This is a genomic window from Maribacter vaceletii (assembly GCF_003634105.1).
GTDB lineage: Bacteria > Bacteroidota > Bacteroidia > Flavobacteriales > Flavobacteriaceae > Maribacter_B > Maribacter_B vaceletii.
The window spans coordinates 126,304-152,345 of record NZ_RBIQ01000009.1; the positions used below are offsets into that span (position 1 = coordinate 126,304).

The window sequence follows — 26,042 nt, forward strand, 5'->3', positions numbered from 1 at the left end:
TTTTTTTTTTAGAAACTAAAATTAACACCTAGTGTATACGTTTTTAAAGGCGTATAAAGTGCACTTTGAAAGTTATAATAACCTGTTGCCTCTGGATCTAAGCCTAAATCCCAGATATCTGAATAGAAGGTTGCTAAATTGTACCCTCTAGCAAAAAGACGAATATCTGCACCTTTAATTATATCCTTTTTTATGGTATAGGCTAATTCCACCTCTTTAAGTCGAACAAAAGAAGCGTCAAAATAGTATATATCTGCACCTTGAAAACCACCATTTGGTTGCCCTGGCACTTCATTTTGCACTGCACTATAAGCATCCCCTCTTGCAAAAGCTCTTGGGTAAATGGAATTCCTGTTTTCTGGAGTCCATCTTTCATTAAATACAAATTCAGGTGACGTACCATTTGAATCAAAATATACTAATGTCTCTGCTTCGGCTTGTCCTTGAAATAGGAAGTTTAAACTAAAATCTTTATAATTAATACCACCATAAACACCATATTGTATTTCCGGAATAGCTGAAGTTGAAGTTCTAATCCTATCATCATCATTAACTACATTATCTCCATTAGTATCCGTATAAATAGGTTCACCTTCTACTGTTCCTGCTCTTTTTATTGGTGTAGCATCTACCTGTGCTTGGTCTCTAAAGATACCGTTGGTAGGATAAACTATATAAGAATCAATAGGCTTCCCTGATCTTTTTAATTCATCAGAAATATTACTACCCTCAGGTAAAGAAACTACCTCATTTTTAGCCTGCGTAAAATTCATTCCTATGTTATAAGAGAAATTATCATTCAAAGCATCATTCCAAGCTAACTCAAATTCAAAACCATAGCTCTTGGTTTCACCAACATTTTCATCAGGAATTTGTGATGTTTGCAAACCAATAAACTGAGGAATTTCAGCACCTCTGCTGACTAAAATATCAGCTCTTTTTTGATAGAAATAATTTATATCACCAGATAATTTATTTTCAAATAATGTAAAATTTAAACCTATGTTCTGCATTTGAGCAGTCTCCCAAGTTACATCTGTATTTGCAAGTCTATTAACGTTATAGGTATTAAGAAAATTAGTTCCAGTTTCTCCAAAAATATAATAGTTAGGAATAGGTGCCCCTAAAGGATTATTACCTGCTACATTTGTTCCATAATCAAACAAGGAAAGGAACTGGTTTGGCCCTATACGATCATTACCCATTTCTGACCAAGAAGCTCTTAGTTTCAAAGCATTTATCCAGCTAGAATTTTCCAAAAACTTTTCATTTCCAATAGACCAAGATACTGCTGCACTTGGGAATGTACCATAACGTTTTCCTTCTCCAAATCTACTAGAACCATCGTGACGCAATGTTAAGTCAATAAAGTATCTTTTATCATAATCATATGACAAGGAACCAAAGAAATCCTGTCTTTTAAATTCAGAACTAGTACCACTTGAAGACTGTGTATCACCATTATTTCCTTGAAACAACTCACCACTTGTTGGATTTGGAAATCCGCCAATTTTCTGAGCAAAGAAGTTACTAGACTCATTGTCAATACGCTCCATACCAACAAATGTGTTAACCGAATGATCACCAAAAATATTAGAATAATGAATACGAGCATTGTAAATTTGTTCATCAAATTTAGTAAAATCCTCTCTTAAAATTCTTTCTTGACCAGTTTGGTTAGACCCAATCTCAGATGTGAAAGTACCATCATCTTGTTGTGCATAAAACGTCCAAGGAGTATACCATGACTTACTATCTGTATTTAACTTTCTAAAACCAGTAAATCCTTTAATACTTAACCCTTTTAAAATTTTATCCAAGTTATAATCCACTGTAAAACGACCAGTTATATTGTTACGATAGTTATTATCAAAACCAGACGCATTACTAGAGGTTAAAATAGGGTTCCCTTCATCACCTCCACGCGCAGGAAGACCATTTGGATATCTACCTATTTCATCTGGAGGTGTACCAAAAATTAATTTATAAATATTATTATTATCTACTCCAGGAGCTGTTGATTTTCCAAACCTAGCAGATAAATCCACCCCAAGTTTAAAATCGTCCGTTATATTAACATCAACATTACTACGTATTTGATATTGTTTAAAACCTAAGGCTCCTGAACGGAACAAACCTTTTTGATCAATAAAATCTCCGCTCACAAAATACTTAGCCTTATCCGTACCTCCAGAAACCGAAAGAGAAGTCCTAGATTCTGGTGAACTACTAGCTAAAGTTAAATCTGCCCAATCTGTATTTGGCGAGTTAACAATATCTTCTTCAGTAAAAGCAGGAGCGGCATTAGGGTCATCTCTTCTAAGAACCTCATTCCTATAAGTCGCAAACTGTCTCATATCCATTAAGTGTGGTCTTTTTGTAAAAGAAGAAACATTATAAGATGTAGAGAAATTTATTGAAGGCTTACCAGATTTACCTCTTTTTGTTGTAACTAAAATTACGCCGTTTGCTGCTCTTGACCCATATATTGCAGCTGCACCATCCTTAAGAACAGTAAGCGAAGCAATATCTTGTGGCGCTAATTGAGAAAACGACTCCGAAGGAACACCATCAATAAGTATTAATGGGCTATTGTTACCCAAAGTAGATTTACCACGAATTAATATAGTGGTTGCATCATCCTGAGTATTTCCTCCAGCTCCATTTCCAGCACCTGGCACTCCACCACGGTCACTAATAATTAATCCTGAAGCCCTACCAGCTAAAGATTTTGCAACATCTTTACTTGATGTTTGTGCAATAGCCTCACTACTAATAGTACTTACAGAACCTGTAAGCTCTCCTCTTTTCTTAGTAGAATATCCAACAACAACAACCTCATCTAGTCCTGCAACATCTTGTTCTAAAACAACATTTACTGTTGTATTTGAACCAATTGTTACCTCTTTATCTTTATAACCAATATAAGAGAAGACTAAAACAGCATTACTTCCCTCTACATTTATAGAGTAGTTACCATCAAAATCTGTTGAAGTACCATTAGTTGTTCCTTTTACCATTACAGTTACACCTGCTAATGGCCCTAGTTCATCAGAAACGTTTCCATTAATTGTTATTTCTTGATCCTCATTAAAAGTTATTTTACTTAATGGCGCTTCTAGATTTGCGTATGACACACTTGTTAGCCCCAATAAAAGACCACAACAAATCATTTTTAAAACACTCATCCTATACCCTTTAGACCCCTTTAAGCTAAAAGAGCTGGCTGAATAAGTGTTAGTTTTACATTTTTTTTTCATAAGTTTAATACGTTAGAGTGATTACATTTTTTTAGTTAGTTCTTGCTCTGTTAACACTACAGGGAAGTATGCCAGTACTTTCCTGTTTTTTTTACTTCTTTTACCATTTTCTCATTTTAAGTTAGTTTTAGTTTGTTAATAGAAAATATTTAAAGCTTTATTTTATCAAAGCCATAATAACATGTTTACAAAAGAAGAGGAAATAATTGTGTATCTCTTAGCAAAATTTAACCTACATTAACATTATTTTAACCAAATGGCAGTTTTAAGTAAAAAAATAAAGTCTACTCATTATCAAATAGATATAAAATTAGCCTTTAGAATAAACTAGACAAAAACTAGACACTTAGAAAAAACATGTCTATTTAAAGCTTATTTACACTTTAACTATAAGACATAAAAAAAGGCATACTACCATGTAGAAAGCCTTTTACTGAATAAACTTAAAATACTACTTGAGGGAATTTATTGCGCAATCTCCATAAACTCTACTGGAGATCCGTTATGTACTATAAATGCAACCTTAACTCCTTCGCCTGGAGAAAAAGTTTCAACTAACATTTTTTTACCCTTAAGTGCTTTTTCCATATTATCAACTAAATAAGCAACATGTGGTAGAGTTTTTATCATTTCTGGCATTGGACTATCGTCATCAAACTTTACCCATTCTATTTTATATTCATCTATATCAAACTCTGTATAATGTATTTTTCCCGGTTCATAAAAACCATCCCATTCTTTGTCTTCTGTTGTTGGTATTCCAATGTGACTAAATTCGTAATCCATAATTTTATATTTTATTTATTTGATGCCTTAAGAACAATTTCAAAATTATATTTCCCAGATTTTAAAATAAACTGTGGCAATGTTTCAGACAACGTTCCACCAACACTCATTTGCACTAAATCTAGATTTAAAGTATAATAACCCTGCTTTTTTAAATCATAAGGATGATTTGCTTCTGTAATATTTTTAGCAGAATATGGCCAAATTGAAAAACTAAAATCTGGCGCTCCTTCAATAGTAAGGCCATTTTTATTAGATTCTGTTAATTTTAGCCACCTAACATCTGACCTATTTCCATTTTCTTGAGGGTATATATAATTATAGAACAATGCATCTGTTTTAAAAAAAAACTCATCTACCTCTGCACCACGCTTTCTATCTATATAATTTTCCCAAGGTCCCTTCCCATAAAATGTAGTATTTTTAAAAGTATCCGGAACTCCCATTGTTAAACCAAACCTTACAAGACCTGGTAAAGACTCCTTAGCATCCATATTCATAGTAACAATTACTTTCCCATCACTCAAAAATTTATAAATGATATCTAGCTTCACATCATTTTTATACTGCTTACTAACAAGAATTTTAGCTTCATTAACGTTTTCCGAAACACTAGTTACAGAAGTAGTCTCTAGCTTATCTGCTAAAAATTCCCAAAACTCTTTAGATTTTTTAAACATTCTACTACTTGCCCCTTTTAAATCATTATCTATTGGTGGACGATAAAAATTAGGTTTTAATGGTGAAGCTATCTGTTCTTTTTTGTTTACAATTAAAGAAACTAGCTCCCCTGTACTCTTAGATACTTTTCCAGAAAAGTGCTTTGATGAAACTATAATTTCTTCTAAACTCTCTTTTACATCTACAATTGTTTTAGATGAAGAAGTATTAGTATTAGAAAATTTTCTAGGTTTTAAAAGGATTTGGTCTTTAGCCACTTCAAAACCTTTTTCTGCCCAAAAACGATTCCCTTTTTCATGTACACTAATTTTAACCCAATATTCTGACTCTTGTTTATACTTAACTTTTTTAAAAGGGATAACAAGAGTGTTAGAACCGGCTGCTTTTACATTTATATCTTTTAATATACCAGATTGTAATTGCTTACCGTTTTCAGAAAGTGTCCATCTAACTTCATAAGCACTTAAATCTGTGAAATTTAAATGGTTTATAGCGGTTACTTTTCCATTTTTTATATCCGAATCTTTGAAACTAAATGGTTGAAAAATATACTTACATTCCCAAGCATGCGGATTTGGCTTTCTGTCTGGAGTAAAAACTCCATTTATACAAAAATTCTTATCGTTGGGTATATCTCCAAAATCTCCTCCGTAGGCATAGTATTTTTCTCCTTTATCATTAGTAGCCTCTAAGCCCTGATCTATCATATCCCAAATAAAACCTCCTATAAGATTAGGTTTCGCATTTATCAGATCCCAATACTCTCCTAACCCACCTATAGAATTACCCATTGCATGTGCATATTCGCACATAATAATAGGCCTATCAATATGCTTACTACTAGCCATTGCTTCTAGTTGGTAAATTTCTGGATACATTCTACTTAACACATCTACATAGTCAGGATCATCTGGATTAGCATGTGCCGGTCCTCTAAATAATTTTTGTCCTTCATCACCTTCTTTATAGTTAGGGTCGGTTGGGTCTCCCTGCGCGCCTTCATAATGAATAAAACGTGAAGGGTCATAATCTCTAATCCAACCTGCCGCCGCTGCAAATGCAGGGCCTGAACCAGCTTCATTACCCATAGACCATGAAATAATACTAGGGTTATTTTTATCCCTATCTATCATACGCATAATTCTACTTAAAATAGGAATAGCCAAACTTGGTTGCTGTGGCGCATAACTACCCAAATGATGCGTTTCTATATTTGCCTCATCCATAACATAAAGACCATATGTATTACACAACTCGTAGAAATATGGGTCGTTTGGATAATGAGAAGTACGCACTGCATTAAAATTGAATTTTTTCAACAATTTAACATCATCTTCTAAATCCTTTCTTGTTAGTGCTTTTCCTGTTACAGGATGGTGATCATGGCGATTAACTCCTTTTATTTTTACAGACTTCCCATTAACTAATAATTCACTTTTATCACTAAAGGAAATATGCCTAAATCCTACTTTTTGACTTCTTGATTCTACGATTTTACCATTTGGATCTGTAACATCCAAAACTAGAGTGTACAAATAAGGTTTCTCTGATGACCATTTTTTAGGACTTTTAATATTTGCTTCTAAAAATGCAAATTTTGTTATATCGCGTTGAGGCCATCTTTCAAAATGTACATCTTCCACAGAACAAGACATAGTCTCTAATAAAACTTTTTCATTATTGGCATCGTAAAGTTCTGCATTTATCTTCCAATCTTTAAGCTCCTCTTCATCTCCTTTCATCCATAAATGTGGACGTATTTCTAATTTAGCATCTTTTAAATCGGCATCGAACTTTGTTCTAACAAAAAAATCGTTTAAAGCAATTTTTGGCTGTGCTAGTAACATAACCTCCCTATGTATGCCACTTAAACGCCACATATCTTGATCCTCTAGGTAACTACCATCACTCCATCTAAATACTTGAACAGCTACTCTATTAGTACCTTCCGTTAAAAAATCAGTAACATCAAATTCTGCTGCTAATCTACTTCCTTGGCTATACCCTACTTTTTTACCATTTACCCATACATAAAAAGCAGAAGATACACCTCCAAAATGCAAAATAATAGATTGCTCTTTCCAATTCTCAGGAATTGTAAAATCTCTATAATAACTACCTACTGGATTATCCCTATAATTTTCTATATATGGAAACTGTGGAGGATGCGGCCCCATGTAATTAAAATTACGCTTACCACCATTAGCAATATCTGGAGTAAAAGGATAAATTATATTAGAGTAAATTGGTTGCCCATATCCTTCTAATTCCCAATTAGAAGGGACAGGTATCTCTTTCCAATTCTCTTTATTTCCTGAAAAATCTTTAGCAATAAAATCCTGAGGTCTATCCGAAGATTTTTCTACAAAATTAAATTTCCAAGCTCCATTTAAAGTTTTCATTCTAGATACATCTCTATTTCCTTTTAATGCATCTTCATGGGTGGAATAAGAATAACTTGGAACACGAGAACGCATTTTATTCTGCTCGAACATTAACTCGTTTTCCCAATCATTTTGGGCATAAATACCACTAAACCCTACTATTAAAAACAATAGAGTAGCTACGTAATTTTTCATAAATAAAAGATTCTATAAATATGTTAATCTATCTTTAGAATAAATAGAGTTAACTCAAAATAACTTAATTAAAACTTAAGGCTAACCTCAAAATTCCCTTTTCTTACTGCTCCGTTACTCATTGTAATTTTAAAACCATAACCAGGAATTACCGTTCCGTTTTCTATTTTTTGTGAAACAGGACCTAGATTTACTAACACTTCTGTTCCTGTAGAAAAACGACTTCTTTGCACCTTAAAATCTGCACTTAAATATTCATGCCTTTTTAATTCTGAAAAGAAAGTTTCTCTGTGTACTGGACTAACTAACTCATTTGCCATTTTTATTAATGGACGCATGCCATCAAACTCATAAGGAGCAAAAAATATAGTAATTCCTCGACCGTAAAGCATGCTTTGTAACGCCTTAATTCTAAAATCACCATTTGCAGTTACTTCATTATCTGGGTCTTGAATTTTACCAAAATTTGCAATAGCTTCATGATATACCAAATTAAATAATGGTGCTTGGTGTGATATTTGAGATAGAGGACGATCCTCTAAATACGTCATCCCTTCAAACATATCAAAATAAGGAATCCATTGTTCCTGCCCATGTTCTGTACCATTAACAACATTTAAAGAATCTATATATTTAGCTAAAGCCAACCTACCTTCATTTCCTGTTTCTGGGTACCTACCAAAACTTATATCCGTAATATCGGCCTCTAGGCCAAGAGCTGCAATTTCTTTTTCTATACTTTTTTTAGCATAATCTAATTGAAATTTTGGATCCACACGTGCCCATCTACTCCCAGTTCTCAATAACTTGCCATCTTTATCTAACTCCATTACATCTGTAGTAAAATCTGGATCATTTTCTAGCATAGGCGAATAAGCGTGGTAGGAAGAATATAAATAACCATACTTTTTAGTAAGGTCTACCGCTGCTTTTAATTTAGAAACACCACCTAAATCTTCATTTATTGGCCAGTTATTAGGTACAAAATTGGAAAAAGTTCCCCAGGCATGGAAAAAAGCATTATCTACCTTTAATTCATCATGTGTAACCCTTATCATTTCTTTTAACTCATCAAAATTAAAAGCCATTCCAGGCATATTCACATAATGTGGGTAACCACCATAAACACCCATATAAATAGACCCAGGCAATTTATTAACGTTAGGATCTCTTTTTGCTTTATCTTTTAGGGTTACAAAGTACCCCCTTTTAATAGCTTCTTTTTTATAGATTTTTGCCATATCTACATAGTTACCATTAGGAATAAAATAGTAGCTAATTTGCATTTTACCTTCTTCCTTATCCAATTTCCAGATTGGGTCCAGAAAAACAACTCTTTCATAGGTAGACATTTTACCTTTTGAATTAAAAAGATATTGACCGTTATTATTAATATTGTACAACATACTTGGACGAGCAGAAACGTCTACAATACCAACTACTGCAGACTTTTCATTATAAGTTCCCCACCATGGCATGGTTAATCCTGTACCATTGTTAAACAATTCTAATGCCCCAAAAGACTTGCCATTATAAGTAGCATCATCCCATTTACAGAAACGACCACCATTCATTGGAAAAATATAAGACGGACAAATAACTCCTTGTTTTTGAGGAATTACTGCCGCTCCTTTATCTATATCAGTTTTTAAGCTAAATTGACGTGCAGGATATCTTAGATCCGAAACTTTATAGTTTCCGTTTTCATGGTTTACAACTTCTATGTCTAATCTTGATGTTTTAGCATTTAGTCGTAATTCACTACCAACAACCACTCCTTCCGCAAAAGTTTCATCTAAAAAAGCAGGAGATTTAAATGTGATAAGAATGATAGAATCATTCTTTTTAACAACATTTACCTCTTTACTACTAGACAGATTTAAATCTTCTTTTTTTCCTTTTGAATTTTGAACCGTAAGTAAACCCGCTGCATTTTCCCATGGATCAGAATTCCAAGTTTGTCCAGTAGTTTTTTCTAAAACATTAAAACAACCTGTATGATCATTAACGGATACTTTTATTAAGCTGTTTTCCAGAACAATGACAGAAACTTCTTTTTTTGAAACACCAACTTGTTTTTTATCAACTGTACAACTACAACAAAACAAAAAACATAGTAGTATACATAAAAAATTTACTACTTTACTTACTCTCATAATTCTCTTTTAGTTAGTCTCTAAAGCCATTGTTATATCTTTAAAAGCATTCATTACTATACCTACATCTACTGAGTAAGAAAGGTATTGCACTCCAATGTCTGACCATTTTTTTGCATCCTCTGGCGTTTCTACAAACGTACCAATTGCTTTCCCATTTTGTTTTGCCAAAAGCACTGCTTGCTCCATACGGTTTACGACTTTTTCATGATGTACCTGACCTGGAACACCACAAGATTGAGATAAATCATAAGGCCCTAGGAATATAACATCAATATCTGTTTTTACTATTTCCGAAAGATTTTCTATTCCTTCTAAACCTTCTATATGAACTATAGAAAGAATAGCATCATTAGAACCTCCAAAATGGTGTTCTTTTTTTACATTCGTATATTCCGCTGCACGAACATAACGACACATTCCTCGTTCCCCTTTTGGATGAAACAATGTAGCATTTACCACTTTTTCTGCATCTTCTTTCTTACCTACTTGGGGCACTTGTATGCATTGCACACCAATATCTAAAGTTCTTAGTATTAATGTTTCGCTATTTTCTGTTACACGAACAACTGGTGTTATACCTCTTGCTTCTGCAGCTCTTACCATTTGCTGAGCCCCTTCTATACTAAAAGGACCGTGTTCCATATCTATTATTATAAAATCGAAACCAGCTAATGCAGCTAATTCAACTATTGCGGGGTCTTGCATTTTACAAAAAGGTCCTACTACAGTTTTACCTTGTGCTAAAGCTTCTTTTAAATTATTCTTTCTCATTCTAAAACCTTCATCATTAATTTATACTATACTAAAGCTTTTGTAACTCTCTTTTTCACCAAATAATCATCCAAAGCATACGTAGAACAATCTACTCCTATACCACTATTCTTAACACCTCCATGAGGTAAGTAAATATCATACTTAACACCATTTAACTGCACTTCACCAAACTCTAAACCGTTGGCAAAAAACTGTAATGTTTCTTCATTTTTAGAAAACACATAAGAAGCTAAGCCAGCATCAGTATTATTTGACAACTGTAACGCCTCTTCTTGAGTTTTAAACGTTGTAACCATAGCCACTGGTCCGAAAATTTCATGCTGAAAAATTTCAGCATTCTGATCTTCGAGTACAACTAAAGTTGGCTCATAATAATGCCCAACTCTATCCATTATATTACCCCCAGTAATTACTTTTCCTCCTTGCTCAATTGCCTTTTTAACAATCCCATCTACCTTAGTTACTGACGCAGCATTTGCCAAAGGTCCCATATCTGGTTTATTCTCTCTTCCAAATCCGATTTTAGCATTTTCGAACTTCTTCTTAATACCTTTTACAAATTCCTCCATCACAGATTCGTGTACATAAAATCTATTTGGAGCAACACATATTTGTCCGGTATTTCCAATTTTTAATGCAGCTCCAATGTTAATAGCCAACTCCATATCTGCATCTGCATTAACAATAAAGGGCGCATTACCACCACACTCCATACTGTATCTTTTAATAGAAGTTCTACTGCTTTGCTCTATTAACTTTTGAGCAGTTTCCGTAGAACCTATCATTGTAATTAACCTTGGAATTTTACTCTCACATAGAGGAATACCAACATTTTCTCTTTTTCCTGAAATAACAGTAACTACACCTTTTGGAAAATTAATCTCGTGACACAGCTCTCCAATTATGTGTGCAGAAAGAGGAGAAAATTCCGATGCCTTTAAAATAATACTACAACCAGCCGCTAATGCAGGCCCAAGCTTAAATCCAAGATTTAATAACGGAAAATTGTATGCTAAAAAAGCTACCGCAACACCAAGAGGCTGTGAGACCATTTTATGTTCATGCGTACCTTCTTTATCTTCTATTCCAATATCTGTACGTTTTACAATTTCTTCTGAATAATACTGTAAAGAATTGGTAATACTAGTAAGGTCTTCCTCGCTACCCTCCCAAGTTTTACCCATTTCATGCATAATACTATTACGAAGTAAATCGCTATTTTCAATAATTTTATTTCGCAATTTATCAATCCACTCTAATCTTACTTTAATAGGTAGTTTAGACCAAGACTCAAAACCCTCTTGCGCTGTAATTAATGCTCTTTCTGTATCTTCCAGAGTAGCCGAAGGAATTGTGGCTACTTCTTTTTCTGTTGCTGGAGAAATAACTGTAAACGTTTCTCCGTTAGAAGCATTTACAAGCTCCCCATTTATATATAATTTCTTGTTTCCGAATTCCATTTTTTAACTTTTTAAAACATATTCACTGCATGCATACTTATGCAAAGCATCTTCATTTAAAGTAAAACCAAGTCCTGGTTTATCAGATATCTTTATTACCCCTTTATCAAAGACCATATCACTAGTTGTAAGCTCATCTCGTAAGCCATTTTCCGTTCTATCATGTTCTATATAACACTCTGGAGACCTTAATCTTCCAGGCATACAATCTATATTACTTATGAAATGTAGTGCTGCAGAAAAAGCAATACCTGTACCCCATGTATGAGGCACTACTTCTACACCATAAACAGTAGCTAATGTTGCTATACGTTTAGCCTCTGTAAGACCTCCTGTAGAACATATATCTGGCTGCGCTATATCTACACTTTTAGATTGTAATAATGTTTGAAATCCAAAACGAAGATACTCGCACTCTCCTCCAGAAATTGGAATGTTTGTTTTTTCTCTTAGTTCTGCATATTGGTTATAATATTCTGGTGAAATTGGTTCCTCAAACCAAGAAATATCATATTTCTCTACTGCTTGTGCTAATTGCACTGCCTCGCGTAAATTATATGCATGGTTAGCATCTATCATTAATTTTACCTTAGGCCCAATAGCTTCTCTAATTTGTTTTACATTTTCTATATCTTCCTCTATAGTTAAACCAACCTTCATCTTCATGGCTTTATAACCCATATCTGCATAACCTTTAGCCTCTTTAGCTAATTTATGGGGCATGTTCCCTCCATGAGTAAAATACATTCCTGTTGCGTATGGCACTATAGTATCTCTTTTTTTTCCTCCTAAAAGTAAATGAACTGGCTGTTCTAGAATTTTACCTTTTAAATCCCACAATGCTACATCTATAGCACTTATTGCAGACACAAGCACACCTCTTCTTGCAAAATCTAACGTTCTCCTATACATAGTACTCCATATAGTTTCTGTTTCCAAAGCATTTTGCCCAACTACATATGGTGTTAAGTGCTCAATTCCCGCTTTTATTAAACCTGCAGGACCATAGCCCTCTCCATAACCAACATGCCCCGTAGTACTTGTTACCTTAACAATACATATTCTTCTTTCCGAATATTCCCATTGCGAAAAGTAAAAACTCTCTTTTAACTTATCTGCAAGAATAAAACTCTCTATAGATTTTATTTTCATGTTTATATTTATATAAAATGATTCTTATTACCTTGTTTAAACTACACTATTTGAATATCCTAAGACTACAGTTGCTACTATTAAAACAGCTAGACCAGCTATTAACCAACTAAAAGCTTTTGATGCTCCAGCCCATTCTTTATTTAAATAAGCCCATATATTACTTACCACTAAAGATACTCCTAGCAAAATTGGCCAACCTATTACCGGCCCCATTTTACCCATTAATGTAGCGCCCTGCCCATAAACTCCTAAAGCTCCAAACCACAACAAACTAGCACCAATTGCCCACGCATATGCTTTTCCTGAATTAGGAACCGAAAAAGAGTTCCAAGTTTTATTTTTAGTTAGTAAAAAAATTGCATAACCAGCATTCATAATAAAGCCTCCAAACAAAACAACAACCCAAATAGCTAAACTACTATTTCGAGAAATTGCTCCTGCAGCTTCTGCCGCAACACCTACTGGTTGCGCACCAACAAAGCCCAAATTTAAAAATGCAGATAAAATCCCACTAAGCACAGCAATAATTAAACCCATTTTCAAGTTTACTTTTACACCTTTACCTTCTTCCGTGTTAGCTACCTTATCTCTTTGTATTCCTGCATATGCCGTGATTGCTACTCCAATTAACATTATAAACACTCCTAATATCACATAAGGAAAAGCTGGAAGTGAAGACGCATTTTCTAATTGAAAAAAAGGAATTAATCCGCCCACAGCAGAACAAACTCCCATTACAATACCATACGTTAAAGATATTCCTATATATGGTATACTTTTTCCAAACATTATACCCCCTATACCCCAAAGTAAACCAAAAAACATACCTACTAATAAAACACTAATAGGTGTATTAAATATTACATTAAACAAATCCGGAACAACTATTAACGCCCAAACCAATGGGACCAAAACCATAGCTACTGTAGCATGAACTAACCACCAAGCTTCCCATTTAAGAGGTGCCATAAATTTCATTCCAAGTCCAAAAGAACCTTGAAAAATACTAGCTATTAAAACTATAACTAAAGGTATAAATGCAAATTCCATAATAAATTGTGTTTCCACAAATTAACTAAAAGAAGATAAAAAATAACGGTTCTAATTTATCCTGACCTTACATTATTTTAACCTATATAAATCTAACTAAAACACATTATATACTTTTAATAAAATATATAATAACAACCATTATTCCTCCCGAAAAAGCTACTATTGCCGTTAAAAGACTTAGTGATTTAAGTAATTTAGATACTCCTACATTATGCACTTCTTTAAATAACCAAAAAAAACTGCTATTCACATGAACAACTCCTAAAGAGCCTGCTCCTATTGCTGCAGCTGTTAATTCTGGATAAAAAGCTCCAGAACTTATTAAAGGCGCCACAATTGAGGATGTTGTTATTAATGAAACCGTAATGGAACCGGTTACTGTTGTAAATAAGAAACTTAGCAAAAAAGGAATTATAACCGTTAATACCGTTAAGTTTCCACCACCAACTTCTGTAAATAGTGAATTTACTATTTCTGTATCTTTTATCACCTGCCCAAATGCGCCTCCTACTCCTGTAATTAAAATGACTATTGCACATTTTGCCCCAGATTCATTGAAATAGTTATTTAATTCGGATGCAAAATTTTTCATAGGCATTAATGGTAGTGCTAAAACTACTCCAATCATTAATGCCCAAACAGGGTTACTAACAAAAGCAATGAATGGGTTGGAGGTAGAAAAAATTGCACCTAAAGACATACATAATAAAGGCACAAGTAATGATGCGTAGGGCAAAACTTTTTTAAAGCCTTTAATTTCTATTTTATTTTCAATTACATCTTCATTAGGTTTTTTAATAACAGTACTAAAACTTTGAGTATTTATTTTTACCCATATTAAACCTCCAACAATAGCCGCAATAGCAACTACAACATTTAAAGGTATTATTTTACCAACTTGTAAATTAAGAATAGATGCAACTGCTAATGGACCAGGTGTTGGCGGTATTAAAGCATGAGCCACTGTTAAACTCATAGTTAAAGACAGACCCAAAACTAAAACAGAATGTCCAGATTTTCTTGATAAGACTAATATTGTAGGAAGTAATGTTAAATAAGCAACATCCATAAATACAGGTATCCCTATTAAAAAACCAATAACCGCCATAGATAATGGCAAGTATTTTACTCCAAATAAATTAATTATACTATTTGCTATGATATCTGCCCCACCTGTTTTAGCTAATATTTCACCTAATAGTGTACCAAATAAGATAACTAAACCAATCCATTTTAAAGTATTCCCAAAACCACTTAACAAACTTTCAGTTACGACACCAACTGTACTACCTGTTGCTAACCCTAATAGCAAACCAGAAACTAATAGTGCAGGTATAGGATGCACTTTAAATACCGTAACCGCAACAATAAGTAAAACAATACAAGAGATTAAAGCAACTAAACCTAACATAAAATATATTTTAAAAAAAGGAACAATAAACTAAATTAGTACAGGGTAAACCTCAAAGTATTTAAATTTTAAGTCCCTAGTAGAAATCAAAACTATTAATTTAACAAATAGTTACTTATAAATAAGATACCTCACGATAGCACTATTTTACCAAAGAAATTCATTAAAACACAATTAAGCTACTACCTGGTCTTTCTTATATTTCTCCATATACTCAGATGGGGTTACATTCATTAAGCCCTTAAATTGTCTATTAAAATTGGTAAGTGTATTAAATCCAGATTGGTAACATATTGTAGATATTTGCAACTCCCCTTCTATTAATAATTTGCAAGCATGACGCAAACGTATTTCATTAAGGTATTGGGTAAAAGACTTATGTGTTCTTTTCTTAAAATAACGACAAAAAGCATTTGGTGTCATATAAGCTATAGATGCTACTTTCTCTAATTCAATTTTCTTTTCAAAGTTTTCTGTTAAATACAAAATAACTCTAGCCATTCTCTCTTTTTCATTCTTATTAAATGTATTTGTAATAACTTCAGAGCATAGCGGCTCATAGTTTTCGCTTATAGATAAAATATCTAAAACATTTAATAATCCAATTACACTAGACAAACCATTACTGCCTACTAAACCAACCATATAGCTATGCACCAAGTAAGTAACAGCCTTAGAAAACTTAAGTCCTCTATCTGCTTTTTGGAATAACTGTTGCAATCTTTTTGACTCTGTTAAATTTAAAAAAGCATCTCCTAAAAAACTTTTTTCAAACTTTACAACAATAAGATCCACAACTCCTGTTACATTTTCATCTTCATAATATTCTTTATGATTTTTAAACAGGTGTGGCACATTACTACCAATGAGATATAATTCTCCCGGACCAAAATTACCAATTGAATTTCCTACATAACGAGTTCCTGTACTTTTCATAAAGTATATTAATTCTAACTCCTTATGAAAATGCCAATCTTGCTCAATACAGGGTAATGTATCTTGCCTTGCCAAAAAAGAATTTTCTGGTTTTCTTTCTGTCTGTTTGTATGTTAATTTCATAGTTAATATTGTATTAGTGTACTTTACACATGAAAAAAAATGCATAAAGCATCTTTAAATCTACAAAAATTACCAAAAAAACAACAAAAAATACATAAACATGATAAAATAGTGCTAGTGTAAAAAAGCCAATAAATACTCATTTACCAAGGGGAAAGAGTATTTTTTTAACTATTCTACTAAAAACTTATAAATACAAACAGAAGAATATGTATCATTTGGATTTAAAATAGTGGAAGGAAATTTTGGTTGGTTAGGAGAATCTGGATAATGTTGTGTTTCTAAGCAAACAGCCCCTCTTTTTAAATAAGGTTTACCACATTTACCAACTACAGATCCATCTAAAAAGTTTGAGGTATATAATTGCATTCCAGGTTCATTAGTATAAACTTCCATTACTCTTCCTGAAACAGGTTCTACAACTCTTGCAGCAAATGAAATTCCTTCAGTATTCTTTTTAGAAGAATCTACTATAAAATTATGATCATAACCATTCCCTAAAGTTAATTGCTCATGAGAATTATTTATTTCTTTTCCAATTTCTTTAGGGGTAGTAAAATCAAAAGGAGTTCCTTTTACATTTACTAATTCTCCCGTAGGAACTTGATTTTCATTTAATGCAGTAAATGTATTTGAATTAAGGGTTAACACATGATCTAGCACATCTCCTACTCCCTCCCCTTTTAGATTAAAAAAGGAATGGTTTGTAAGATTTATTGGCGTTGCTTTATCTGTTGTTGCTTTATATTCAATTTTTAATTCATTAGCATCTGTTAACTTATAAGTTACAGTAACATCTAAATTACCAGGATACCCCTCCTCCATATCTGGAGAAGTTCTTGAAAATTCTACTGCATTTGAACCTATACTATTAGTTTTCCATATAACGTCATTAAAACCAGTTACTCCTCCGTGTAAATGATTCTCTCCATTATTTTTAACTAAAGTATATTCATTACCATTTAAACTAAATTTTCCATTTGCAATTCTATTTCCATATCGTCCTATTACAGCCCCAAAATAACCTCCTTTTGGCTCAGTATACTCATGTAAAGAAGAAAAACCTAAAACTACATCCAAAAAATTACCATCTTTATCTGGAACATATAAAGCTACAAGGCGTTGTCCATAGTTTGTAAAAACAGCTTCCAAACCATTTTTATTTTTAAGCCTATATAAACCAATTTCTTCTCCATTTATAACATCCTTAAAACTATCCTCTTTAATCATATGTTTTTTTCTTTAGCAACTTTTTTCACTTTATTATCTTGCTTACATTGCATAAATAAAAAAGTAGAAGCTAAAATAACACCTAAACACTTTATACTATTCATTCCTAAAAATTAATTTTTCTAGATTGTTTAAAAATAACAAAAAGTATAGTATTACTGTTAATATTGCTATAATTTAATAGGTTTAACCTACGCTAATAAATGCAACTTCCTTTTTTAAATCCTATTTTTACACTAATAATTTAGTCATACGCTTAAAACATGGGAATAAAACAAATTGCAAAGCTCGCAAATGTATCTATTGGAACAGTAGACCGTGTTATTCATAAAAGACCTGGTGTTTCTAAAGAAACAGAAAAAAAGATTCTTAAAATTATAGAAGAAACGGGATACACAAAAAACACTACTGCTAGCAGGCTTAAGCTAGCATCTATAAAAAAGATAAAATTTGCAGTTTTATTACCTGAAACAAAAAAAGAATGGAACTATTGGAAGTTGCCAATACAAGGCATTAATAACGCTGTTAGTGAATTAAAAGAAATGGGAGTTGCGGTAGATTTTTTACATTTTAAGGACTCTAAAACCTATAGCAAAGAAATAGACGCTATTTTTTTAAAAGAATATAATGCTATTATTACAGTACCCTTTTTTAAAACAGAAAGTAATATTCTATTACAAAAAGCTGCTAAAAAACAAACCTCTGTTGTTTTTTTAGATACCGAGATAGACTTAGAAAATAATGCTCATTTTATTAGACAAAACTCCCGTCAGGCAGGCAAGGTTGCTGGCAGATTGCTTTATGGACTTGTTGGCACGGATGGAGAATACCTTATTATAAATAAACAAAACGACAAAGGCACTTTAGTAAACAATACGCAAAGAGAAGAAGGGTTTAAAGAATTTCTAAAAACTGTTCACTACAAAAAAGAAATCCTTTCTAAATCTTATTATTTAAAAAATGATTTTAAATTAAGCTCTGAGCTAATTACCTGGCTAAAAACAAAAACTCCAAAAGGAATTTTTGTTACAAACTCTAAGTCTCATATTCTAGTAAAAGCTTTAAAAAAAGAAGGCATTACCAACATACAAATAATTGGGTTCGATTTAAATGAAGATAATATTAGCTGCTTAAAAAATGAAGAAATAAATTTCTTAATTAATCAGCAACCTATATTACAAGGATATATGGCTATTAAAAACTTATTTAACCATATTGCCAAGCAAGAAACTTTAAAAACAAATTACAATATTCCTATAGATATTATCCTAAAAGAAAACCTATTAACTTCTTAGAAACAAAACTCTAATTTAATTTTTAGTTCCCCTCTAGCTTTATATATTTGCGCTTTATTGTATTGCCCACGTGGCGGAATTGGTAGACGTGCTACCTTGAGGGGGTAGTGTTCTTATGGACGTGCTGGTTCGACTCCAGTCGTGGGCACAAAACGCTTTTTTACTAGGTATAAAAGCGTTTTTTATTCTTCAACAATAAGACCTTCTATTAATTTTCTAGTTTTTTCACTATTCCAATCTGCAGCTCCAGTTTTAGCTACTACAATTTCTCCTTTCTTATTAATTATATAAGTTGTTGGTATTTTATTGGACAAAAAAGCTATAGGAGCCTTAGATTGCTCATAATACACAGGAAAAGTAAAATTATTTTTTTGAAGATAAGTACTTACTTTTTCAGGTTCATCTTGTGCTATAAATATGAAAACAACCTCTTTAGTATAAGTTGCATATAATTCTTGTAAACTTGGCATTTCTGCTACGCAAGGGGGACACCAAGTAGCCCAAACATTTATTAATACTACCTTACCCTGTGTATCCCTTAAATTTATATGTTCCAATTTAGAAGTACGTAGCTCCCAATTATAATCTTTAATTACAACCTGCTCTTTTACATCTAACACAGACGGACTAAAAGAAAGCAGCCTATTCACATATACTTTAATAGAAAAACCTAAAGGAGTAAATAATAAAATAACTAGTAACGCAACAAACAGTATATTACCAATTAGATTCTTGTTTATTTTCATCTTACTCCTTTATCAAATCTTGTAATAAAGTATCTATTGTAGTATTATCCCAATCTGCTATATCTAATTCTTTAATAACAACCTCTCCTTTTTTATTTAAAAGATAAGATGCAGGTGCCTCCAAAATCTCTAGTGGCGATTTTTTTCCTATAAATAAATACGTAACAGGAAAAGTAAATTCATTTTTCACCATAAACTCTTCTACTGGAGCTCTTTCTTCATTGGTTATAATATAGAATTCTACCGTATCCTTATATTTAGTATATACTTCTTGAATTTCTTGTAACTCTGCTGCACAAGGCAAACGCCATGAAGCCCAAAAATTAATAAAAACAACTTTCCCTTTAGATTTATTAAAATTAAAAACATTCCAATTAGCATCTTTTAATTCCCACTCATAATCTTTAATTTTCTCTCTATCCGCTACCGCAATAATAGTTGGCGTTTTAGCAAATATTTTATTTAACCACACTTTACCATAATACCCAACTGGGGTAATAAAAAAAGAGGCTACTATAACTATTAATACTACGTTTACTATTGTTTTTTTACTCATATATAATCCAAAACTAAAAAACTCCTGAAGAATAACAGGAGTTTTTTACTAAATATTTAAAGCTAGTACCTAGCCAGCATTTTCCATTTTTATAACATTTAAAGCAGAACCTTCTCTGTACCACTCTATTTGCGCATCGTTATAGGTATGGTTTACCAGTATAACATCTTTACTCCCGTCTGCATGAACCACTTCAATTGTTAATTGCTTATCTGGAGTAAACTCAGAAATATCAATAAAATTAAACGTATCGTCTTCTTGGATTAAATCATAGTCGCTCTCGTTTGCAAACGTTAAGCCTAACATACCTTGTTTTTTTAGGTTTGTTTCATGAATACGAGCAAAAGACTTTACTATAACCGCAGCAACCCCTAAATGTCTAGGCTCCATAGCAGCATGTTCTCTAGAAGACCCTTCTCCATAGTTATGATCCCCAACTACGATACTTCTTACCCCAGCTGCTTTATATGCACGTGCTGTATCTGGAACACCACCAAACTCTCCTGTTAATTGGTTTTTTACAAAATTAGTTTTTTTACCGAAAGCATTAACGGCACCTATTAAACAGTTATTAGAAATATTATCTAAATGTCCACGAAAACGTAACCAAGGCCCAGCCATAGAAATATGATCTGTTGTACACTTACCAAAAGCCTTAATTAATAATTTTGACCCTATTAAACTCTCATCTTTTATAGGTGTAAATGGTTCTAACAATTGCAATCTTTCAGAGTCTGGAGACACTTTTACCTCTACACCTGACCCATCTTCATCTGGAGCAAGAAAACCTGCATCTTTTACCTCAAAACCTTTAGGTGGTAATTCCCATCCTGTAGGCTCGTCAAACATTACTTCTTCTCCATTCTTATTAATTAGCTTATCCGTCATTGGATTAAAATCTAATCTACCAGAAATAGCAATAGCTGCAGTAATCTCAGGAGAAGCTACAAAAGCGTGTGTATTTGGGTTACCATCTGCACGTTTTGCAAAATTCCTATTAAAAGAATGCACTATACTATTTTTAGGAGCATTTTTAGGATCACTGTACCTTGCCCATTGCCCAATACATGGTCCGCAAGCATTGGTAAATATCTTAGCATCTAGATTTTCAAAAATTCCTAAAATACCATCACGCTCTGCCGTATAACGCACTTGCTCAGAACCGGGGTTAATCCCTAATTCCGATTTCATTTTTATGCCTTTATCTATAGCCTGTTGTGCTATGGATGAAGCTCTGGATAAATCTTCATAAGAAGAGTTAGTACAAGAACCTATTAGTCCCCATTCTACTGCTATAGGCCAATCATTTTCGGTTGCCTTTTTATTCATATCCACACCAACTTTGGTAGATAAATCTGGTGTAAAAGGACCGTTTAATAATGGGGTTAATTCCGATAAATTAATCTCTATAAGTTCATCAAAATAGTCTTCTGGATTAGCATATACTTCTGCATCTCCAGTTAGATGTTCTTTTACTTTATTTGCAGCATCTGCAATATCTGCTCTGTCTGTAGCGCGCAAATAACGTTCCATAGCGTCATCATACCCAAATGTAGATGTTGTTGCTCCTATTTCTGCTCCCATATTACAAATAGTCCCTTTACCTGTACAAGATAAAGACAATGCACCAGGACCAAAATATTCTACTATTGCGCCTGTACCTCCTTTTGCCGTTAAAATTTCTGCAACCTTTAAAATAACATCTTTAGGAGCGGTCCAGCCAGAAATTGTTCCTGTTAACTTAACACCTATTAATTTAGGGAATTTAAGCTCCCAAGCCATTCCTGCCATTACATCTACAGCATCTGCACCTCCAACTCCAATAGCAACCATACCTAAACCGCCAGCGTTTACCGTGTGAGAATCGGTACCAATCATCATACCTCCTGGAAAAGCATAATTTTCTAATACTACCTGATGAATAATACCCGCTCCTGGTTTCCAAAAACCAATACCATATTTGTTAGAAACGGATTCTAAAAAATCAAATACTTCTGCACTTGTGGTATTCGCCGATTTTAAATCTGCGGAAGCGCCATTTTTTGCTTGTATTAAATGATCACAATGCACTGTAGTTGGCACTGCAACTTTAGGTTTACCCGCTTGCATAAATTGTAGTAATGCCATTTGTGCCGTTGCGTCTTGGCATGCAATGCGGTCTGGCGCAAAATCTACATAATCTTTTCCTCTTACAAATGCTTTCTCTGCATTACCATCCCATAAATGCGCATATAAAATCTTTTCCGCTAAAGTCAAAGGTTTTCCCACAACACCCCTCGCCACATTTACTCTTTCTGCCATGTTAGAATACACAGCTTTTATCATATCAATATCAAATGCCATAGATATATTTTTTTTAGTTTCTTTTTAAGTGTTCCCTAAGATACAAAAATTAGTACATGCGTATCATGTAAATATTCTATACGTACCTGCATTTATCAAAAAAACTAAATGACCTCAGAAATAAAATTTTTTTGACACCAATTCGTTTGCCTTAATAATACAGTCCTTTCCTAATCCATAAAGATATCTACTGTGAAGATTAAAAAATTCTGGAAACGAATTTTAATAGCACTAATACTAGTTCCAGTGTTATTAGTAGGGTCTTTAATGCTATATATTCAGAGTAACCAATCTGAAATTATTAAAGAGGAAATTGCAATCCTAAACAAAGAACACAAAGGCCTTATTACTATTGGTGAGAGTGAATTATCGCTTTTTAGTAATTTTCCATACGTATCTATAAAAGTGTATGATGTGCAAATTCTGGAGACAAAAAAAGACAACGCACCCACCATTATGGATGTAAAAGACATATACGTAGGTTTTAATCTATGGGATATTGTAAAAGGAAATTATGATATTCAGTCTTTAGTTCTAGAAGAAGGTGTTTTTAACATCGTAATTCATGAAAATAATACTACTAATATTCAAAATTCCTTAGCTAGTACTCAGGAAACAGAAACTCCCTCTACTAATATTCACTTAAAAAAAATTAAATTAAAAAATCTAGATTTTCACACTTTAGATGAAGCTACGAATACAGATGTTGAAAAATTTATTTATAAAGGTAAAGGTGGTTTTAGTCAAACAGATAGTATCATTGCGGGGCATATAGATACCGATTTTGAATTAAATGTGATAAAAAATGGAGATACTACTTTTATCCATAAAAAACATTTTGAAGTTCATACTGATGTAGCATTTAATGAATACACTGGTATTCTAGACATACAACCATCAGGTATTGTCATGGAAAATGGAGATTTTGAGTTAGAAGGTTCTATAGATACTAAGAATGACGTAGATCTAGACCTTACAATACAAGGAACAAAGCCCAATTTTGATATGCTAATTGCTTTTGCTCCTACAGATGTAATACCCATATTAGATAAATACAAAAATGCCGGCGAAATTTATTTTAATGCTAGTATCCAAGGACCATCAAACAAAGGGAACAGACCTTTTATCAATGCTAATTTTGGTGCAGGAAAAGCTTTTTTAGAAAACACAAAAAAAGGAAAAAAGATAGATAGCATGGGTTTCAATGGCCATTTTACGAATGGAAAAAATAGGAGCGCTAGTACCATGGAATTTTCTTTAACTAATATGACCGCCTCTTTAGAAAAAGGAACATTTAAAGGTGCTGTTTTTGTAAAGAATTTTGAATCTCCTGAAGTAGATATGCAAATAAATTCGAATTTTAATCTCGATTTTATTACAGACTTTTTTGAACTGCAACAAGTACAAGATGTCTCTGGAGAAGTTTCTCTGAAAATGAATTTTCATGATATTATAGATATTGACAAGCCCGAAAAGGCACTAGAAAAAATTAATCAAGCTTACTTTGCCGAATTACTGGTAAAAAACTTAAGCTTAAACGCCAAAGAGCTTCCCGCACCCTTACATAATTTAGATGTACATATAGTAATGAATGGCAAAGAAGCAACGCTAAACCAATTCAATTTATCCATAGGAGAATCAGACCTATCGGCACGTGGTTTTCTTTCCAATTTACCAGCTATAGTACACCATACCAATATTCCCGTAAAAGCTCATTTAGATATTACTTCTAATACCTTAGATATTGCGCAATTAACTGGCTTTTCAAAACAAGATTCTATCCCAACTGGTATCGATGAAGAAATTAAAAACTTAAGCTTAGGGTTTTCTTTTAAAACTTCTGCCAAAGATTTTACAGCATCTAAATATTTACCAAAAGGGGAGTTTTTTGTAGATAGTTTGTATGCAGAATTAAAACATTATCCACATAAACTACACGATTTTCATGCCGATGTTTTAATAGATGATAAAGACTTGCAGTTAGTAGATTTTACAGGCTATATAGATGATAGTGATTTTCATTTTAACGGACTTATACATGACTATGCCTTTTGGATGCAACCAGAGCTTAATGGGAATATAGATTTAGATATAAATCTTACTGCTAACCAATTAAGACTCGAAGATCTCTTTTCTTATAAAGGAGAAAATTATGTTCCCAAAGAATACCAACATGAAACTTTTAATGATTTAGCATTGCATTTTGCTTCTAGTATGCATTATAAAGACTCCTCTATGCATTCTATAGATTTAGCTCTAGATAAACTAGATACTAAAATGAAATTACATCCACTTCGTTTTCATGATTTTAAGGGGAATATACATTATCAAGATGAACACGTAGTTATAAAAGACTTTCATGGAGAAATAGGAACTACCAATTTTAATTTCGATTTAAACTATTATTTAGGGAAAGATGCACAAATAAAGAAAAGAGATAATTACCTAAGTGTAAATGCAAATTATATAGACTTTGATGCCCTTTTTAATTTTAAGGTAAGTCCGCCAAAACCAGCAGAAGTGTCTACTTTAAAAAATGCAGATGTAAAAGAACATGCTAATGCATTTAATTTATATGAATTACCATTTACAGATATGCAATTTAAGGCCAATGTTGCGCACTTTATATACCATAGAATAGATTTACAAAATATCAAAGCCGATGTAAGAACAACCCCAAATCATTATATTTATATAGACACTTTGGATATGGATGCTGCTGGAGGAAATATTAAATTAAACGGATATTTTAATGGTAGTGATTCAGAACATATTTATATGCAACCAAATTTGGTATTAAATAATGTGGATTTGGATAAACTACTCTTCAAGTTTGAAAACTTTGGACAAGACCATCTCGTTTCCGATAATTTACAAGGGAAGCTTACCTCTAGAATCAAAGGCAAAATAAGAATATATCCAGATTTGGTGCCAGATTTAGACCAATCTACTTTAGAAATGGATGTAAAAGTACTAAACGGAAGATTAAAAAATTACAATCCCATGCTAGCTCTTTCAGATTATATGGAGGATAAAAACCTGCAAAACATTAGGTTTGACACCTTACAGAATAGTCTAAATATAAAGCAAGGAAAAATTACCATTCCTAATATGACTATTGCTTCTACTTTGGGGCATATGCAATTATCTGGCACGCATGATAATAATCAAAATATAGATTATGCGATACGTATTCCATGGAAAACTGTAAAAAAAGCAGCTTGGCAAAAATTATTTGGTGGCAAAAAAGATACTACTAGTAGCCCCCAACAAGAAGATACCATTGCAGCAATAGATCCCAACCAAAAAATAAAATACCTTAATTTAAAAATTAAAGGGAACGTAGACGACTACAAGGTGTCTTTAGGTAAGAAAAAAGAGAAGTAGCATGTAATAGTTTTTCTAGGAAGCTATTACATGCTTTTTTTCATATCATATACTAACCGTTTGATTTTGTAAGAAAAAATTGCGAAGTTTGTTTGGCAATAAATATTT

The 26,042-nt window shown here is 32.8% G+C and carries 16 protein-coding genes and 1 tRNA gene; 3 read left to right on the plus strand and 14 right to left on the minus strand.

Features of this window, described 5'->3' with window-relative positions:
- Positions 1-8: 8 nt before the first annotated feature.
- The 11 genes from CLV91_RS11425 to CLV91_RS11470 all read right to left on the minus strand — a co-directional run bounded on the left by CLV91_RS11425 (position 9) and on the right by CLV91_RS11470 (position 17,607).
- Positions 9-3,260, minus strand: coding sequence for a SusC/RagA family TonB-linked outer membrane protein (locus CLV91_RS11425; RefSeq protein WP_245987183.1), 3,252 nt, complete (start codon positions 3,258-3,260; stop codon positions 9-11).
- Between the two features lie 465 nt (positions 3,261-3,725).
- Complete coding sequence (locus CLV91_RS11430) at positions 3,726-4,046, minus strand: VOC family protein (protein ID WP_121068057.1); 321 nt, start codon at positions 4,044-4,046, stop codon at positions 3,726-3,728.
- An 11-nt stretch (positions 4,047-4,057) separates the two neighbouring features.
- Complete coding sequence (locus CLV91_RS11435) at positions 4,058-7,306, minus strand: glycoside hydrolase family 2 TIM barrel-domain containing protein (protein WP_121068059.1); 3,249 nt, start codon at positions 7,304-7,306, stop codon at positions 4,058-4,060.
- 68 nt (positions 7,307-7,374) lie between these two features.
- Positions 7,375-9,462, minus strand: coding sequence for a hypothetical protein (locus CLV91_RS11440; RefSeq protein ID WP_121068061.1), 2,088 nt, complete (start codon positions 9,460-9,462; stop codon positions 7,375-7,377).
- 9 nt (positions 9,463-9,471) lie between these two features.
- On the minus strand, positions 9,472-10,236 hold the full coding sequence (locus CLV91_RS11445; RefSeq protein ID WP_121068063.1) for an HpcH/HpaI aldolase family protein: 765 nt from the start codon (positions 10,234-10,236) through the stop codon (positions 9,472-9,474).
- Between the two features lie 26 nt (positions 10,237-10,262).
- A complete protein-coding gene (locus CLV91_RS16955; RefSeq protein WP_211333218.1) occupies positions 10,263-11,699 on the minus strand; it encodes an aldehyde dehydrogenase family protein in 1,437 nt (478 codons plus the stop codon).
- Between the two features lie 3 nt (positions 11,700-11,702).
- Entirely contained in the window at positions 11,703-12,851 is a 1,149-nt protein-coding gene (locus tag CLV91_RS16960; RefSeq protein ID WP_211333219.1) for a mandelate racemase/muconate lactonizing enzyme family protein, read from the minus strand.
- Between the two features lie 36 nt (positions 12,852-12,887).
- Positions 12,888-13,904 carry an L-rhamnose/proton symporter RhaT gene (locus tag CLV91_RS11455; protein ID WP_121068065.1) on the minus strand — a complete coding sequence of 339 codons (1,017 nt, stop codon included), beginning with the start codon at positions 13,902-13,904 and terminating at the stop codon, positions 12,888-12,890.
- Positions 13,905-14,010: 106 nt separating this feature from the next.
- Positions 14,011-15,318: a GntP family permease gene (locus CLV91_RS11460; protein ID WP_121068067.1), complete on the minus strand. Its 1,308-nt coding sequence runs from the start codon at positions 15,316-15,318 to the stop codon at positions 14,011-14,013.
- Positions 15,319-15,492: 174 nt separating this feature from the next.
- Complete coding sequence (locus tag CLV91_RS11465; protein ID WP_121068069.1) at positions 15,493-16,377, minus strand: AraC family transcriptional regulator; 885 nt, start codon at positions 16,375-16,377, stop codon at positions 15,493-15,495.
- A 171-nt stretch (positions 16,378-16,548) separates the two neighbouring features.
- Entirely contained in the window at positions 16,549-17,607 is a 1,059-nt protein-coding gene (locus CLV91_RS11470; protein WP_121068071.1) for an aldose epimerase family protein, read from the minus strand.
- 263 nt (positions 17,608-17,870) lie between these two features.
- Between CLV91_RS11470 and CLV91_RS11475 the strand changes: the two genes are divergently transcribed.
- Both CLV91_RS11475 and CLV91_RS11480 read left to right on the plus strand, forming a co-directional pair.
- Positions 17,871-18,902, plus strand: a complete 1,032-nt coding sequence (locus CLV91_RS11475; RefSeq protein ID WP_121068073.1) for a LacI family DNA-binding transcriptional regulator — start codon at positions 17,871-17,873, stop codon at positions 18,900-18,902.
- Positions 18,903-18,966: 64 nt separating this feature from the next.
- Positions 18,967-19,050 (plus strand) — tRNA-Leu (locus CLV91_RS11480).
- A 34-nt stretch (positions 19,051-19,084) separates the two neighbouring features.
- On the opposite strand, the gene CLV91_RS11485 is transcribed toward CLV91_RS11480, so the two are convergent.
- The 3 genes from CLV91_RS11485 to CLV91_RS11495 form a co-directional block, all read right to left on the minus strand.
- Positions 19,085-19,648 carry a TlpA family protein disulfide reductase gene (locus tag CLV91_RS11485; protein ID WP_121068075.1) on the minus strand — a complete coding sequence of 188 codons (564 nt, stop codon included), beginning with the start codon at positions 19,646-19,648 and terminating at the stop codon, positions 19,085-19,087.
- A 1-nt stretch (position 19,649) separates the two neighbouring features.
- On the minus strand, positions 19,650-20,204 hold the full coding sequence (locus CLV91_RS11490) for a TlpA family protein disulfide reductase (RefSeq protein WP_121068077.1): 555 nt from the start codon (positions 20,202-20,204) through the stop codon (positions 19,650-19,652).
- Positions 20,205-20,273: 69 nt separating this feature from the next.
- The gene (locus CLV91_RS11495; protein ID WP_121068079.1) at positions 20,274-22,547 is read right to left on the minus strand and encodes an aconitate hydratase; all 2,274 of its coding nucleotides are present in this window, start codon (positions 22,545-22,547) and stop codon (positions 20,274-20,276) included.
- A gap of 192 nt (positions 22,548-22,739) precedes the next feature.
- Here CLV91_RS11495 and CLV91_RS11500 point away from each other — a divergent pair, with 192 nt between their 5' ends.
- Positions 22,740-25,934, plus strand: coding sequence for an AsmA-like C-terminal region-containing protein (locus tag CLV91_RS11500; protein WP_121068081.1), 3,195 nt, complete (start codon positions 22,740-22,742; stop codon positions 25,932-25,934).
- The last annotated feature ends 108 nt before the right edge of the window (positions 25,935-26,042 follow it).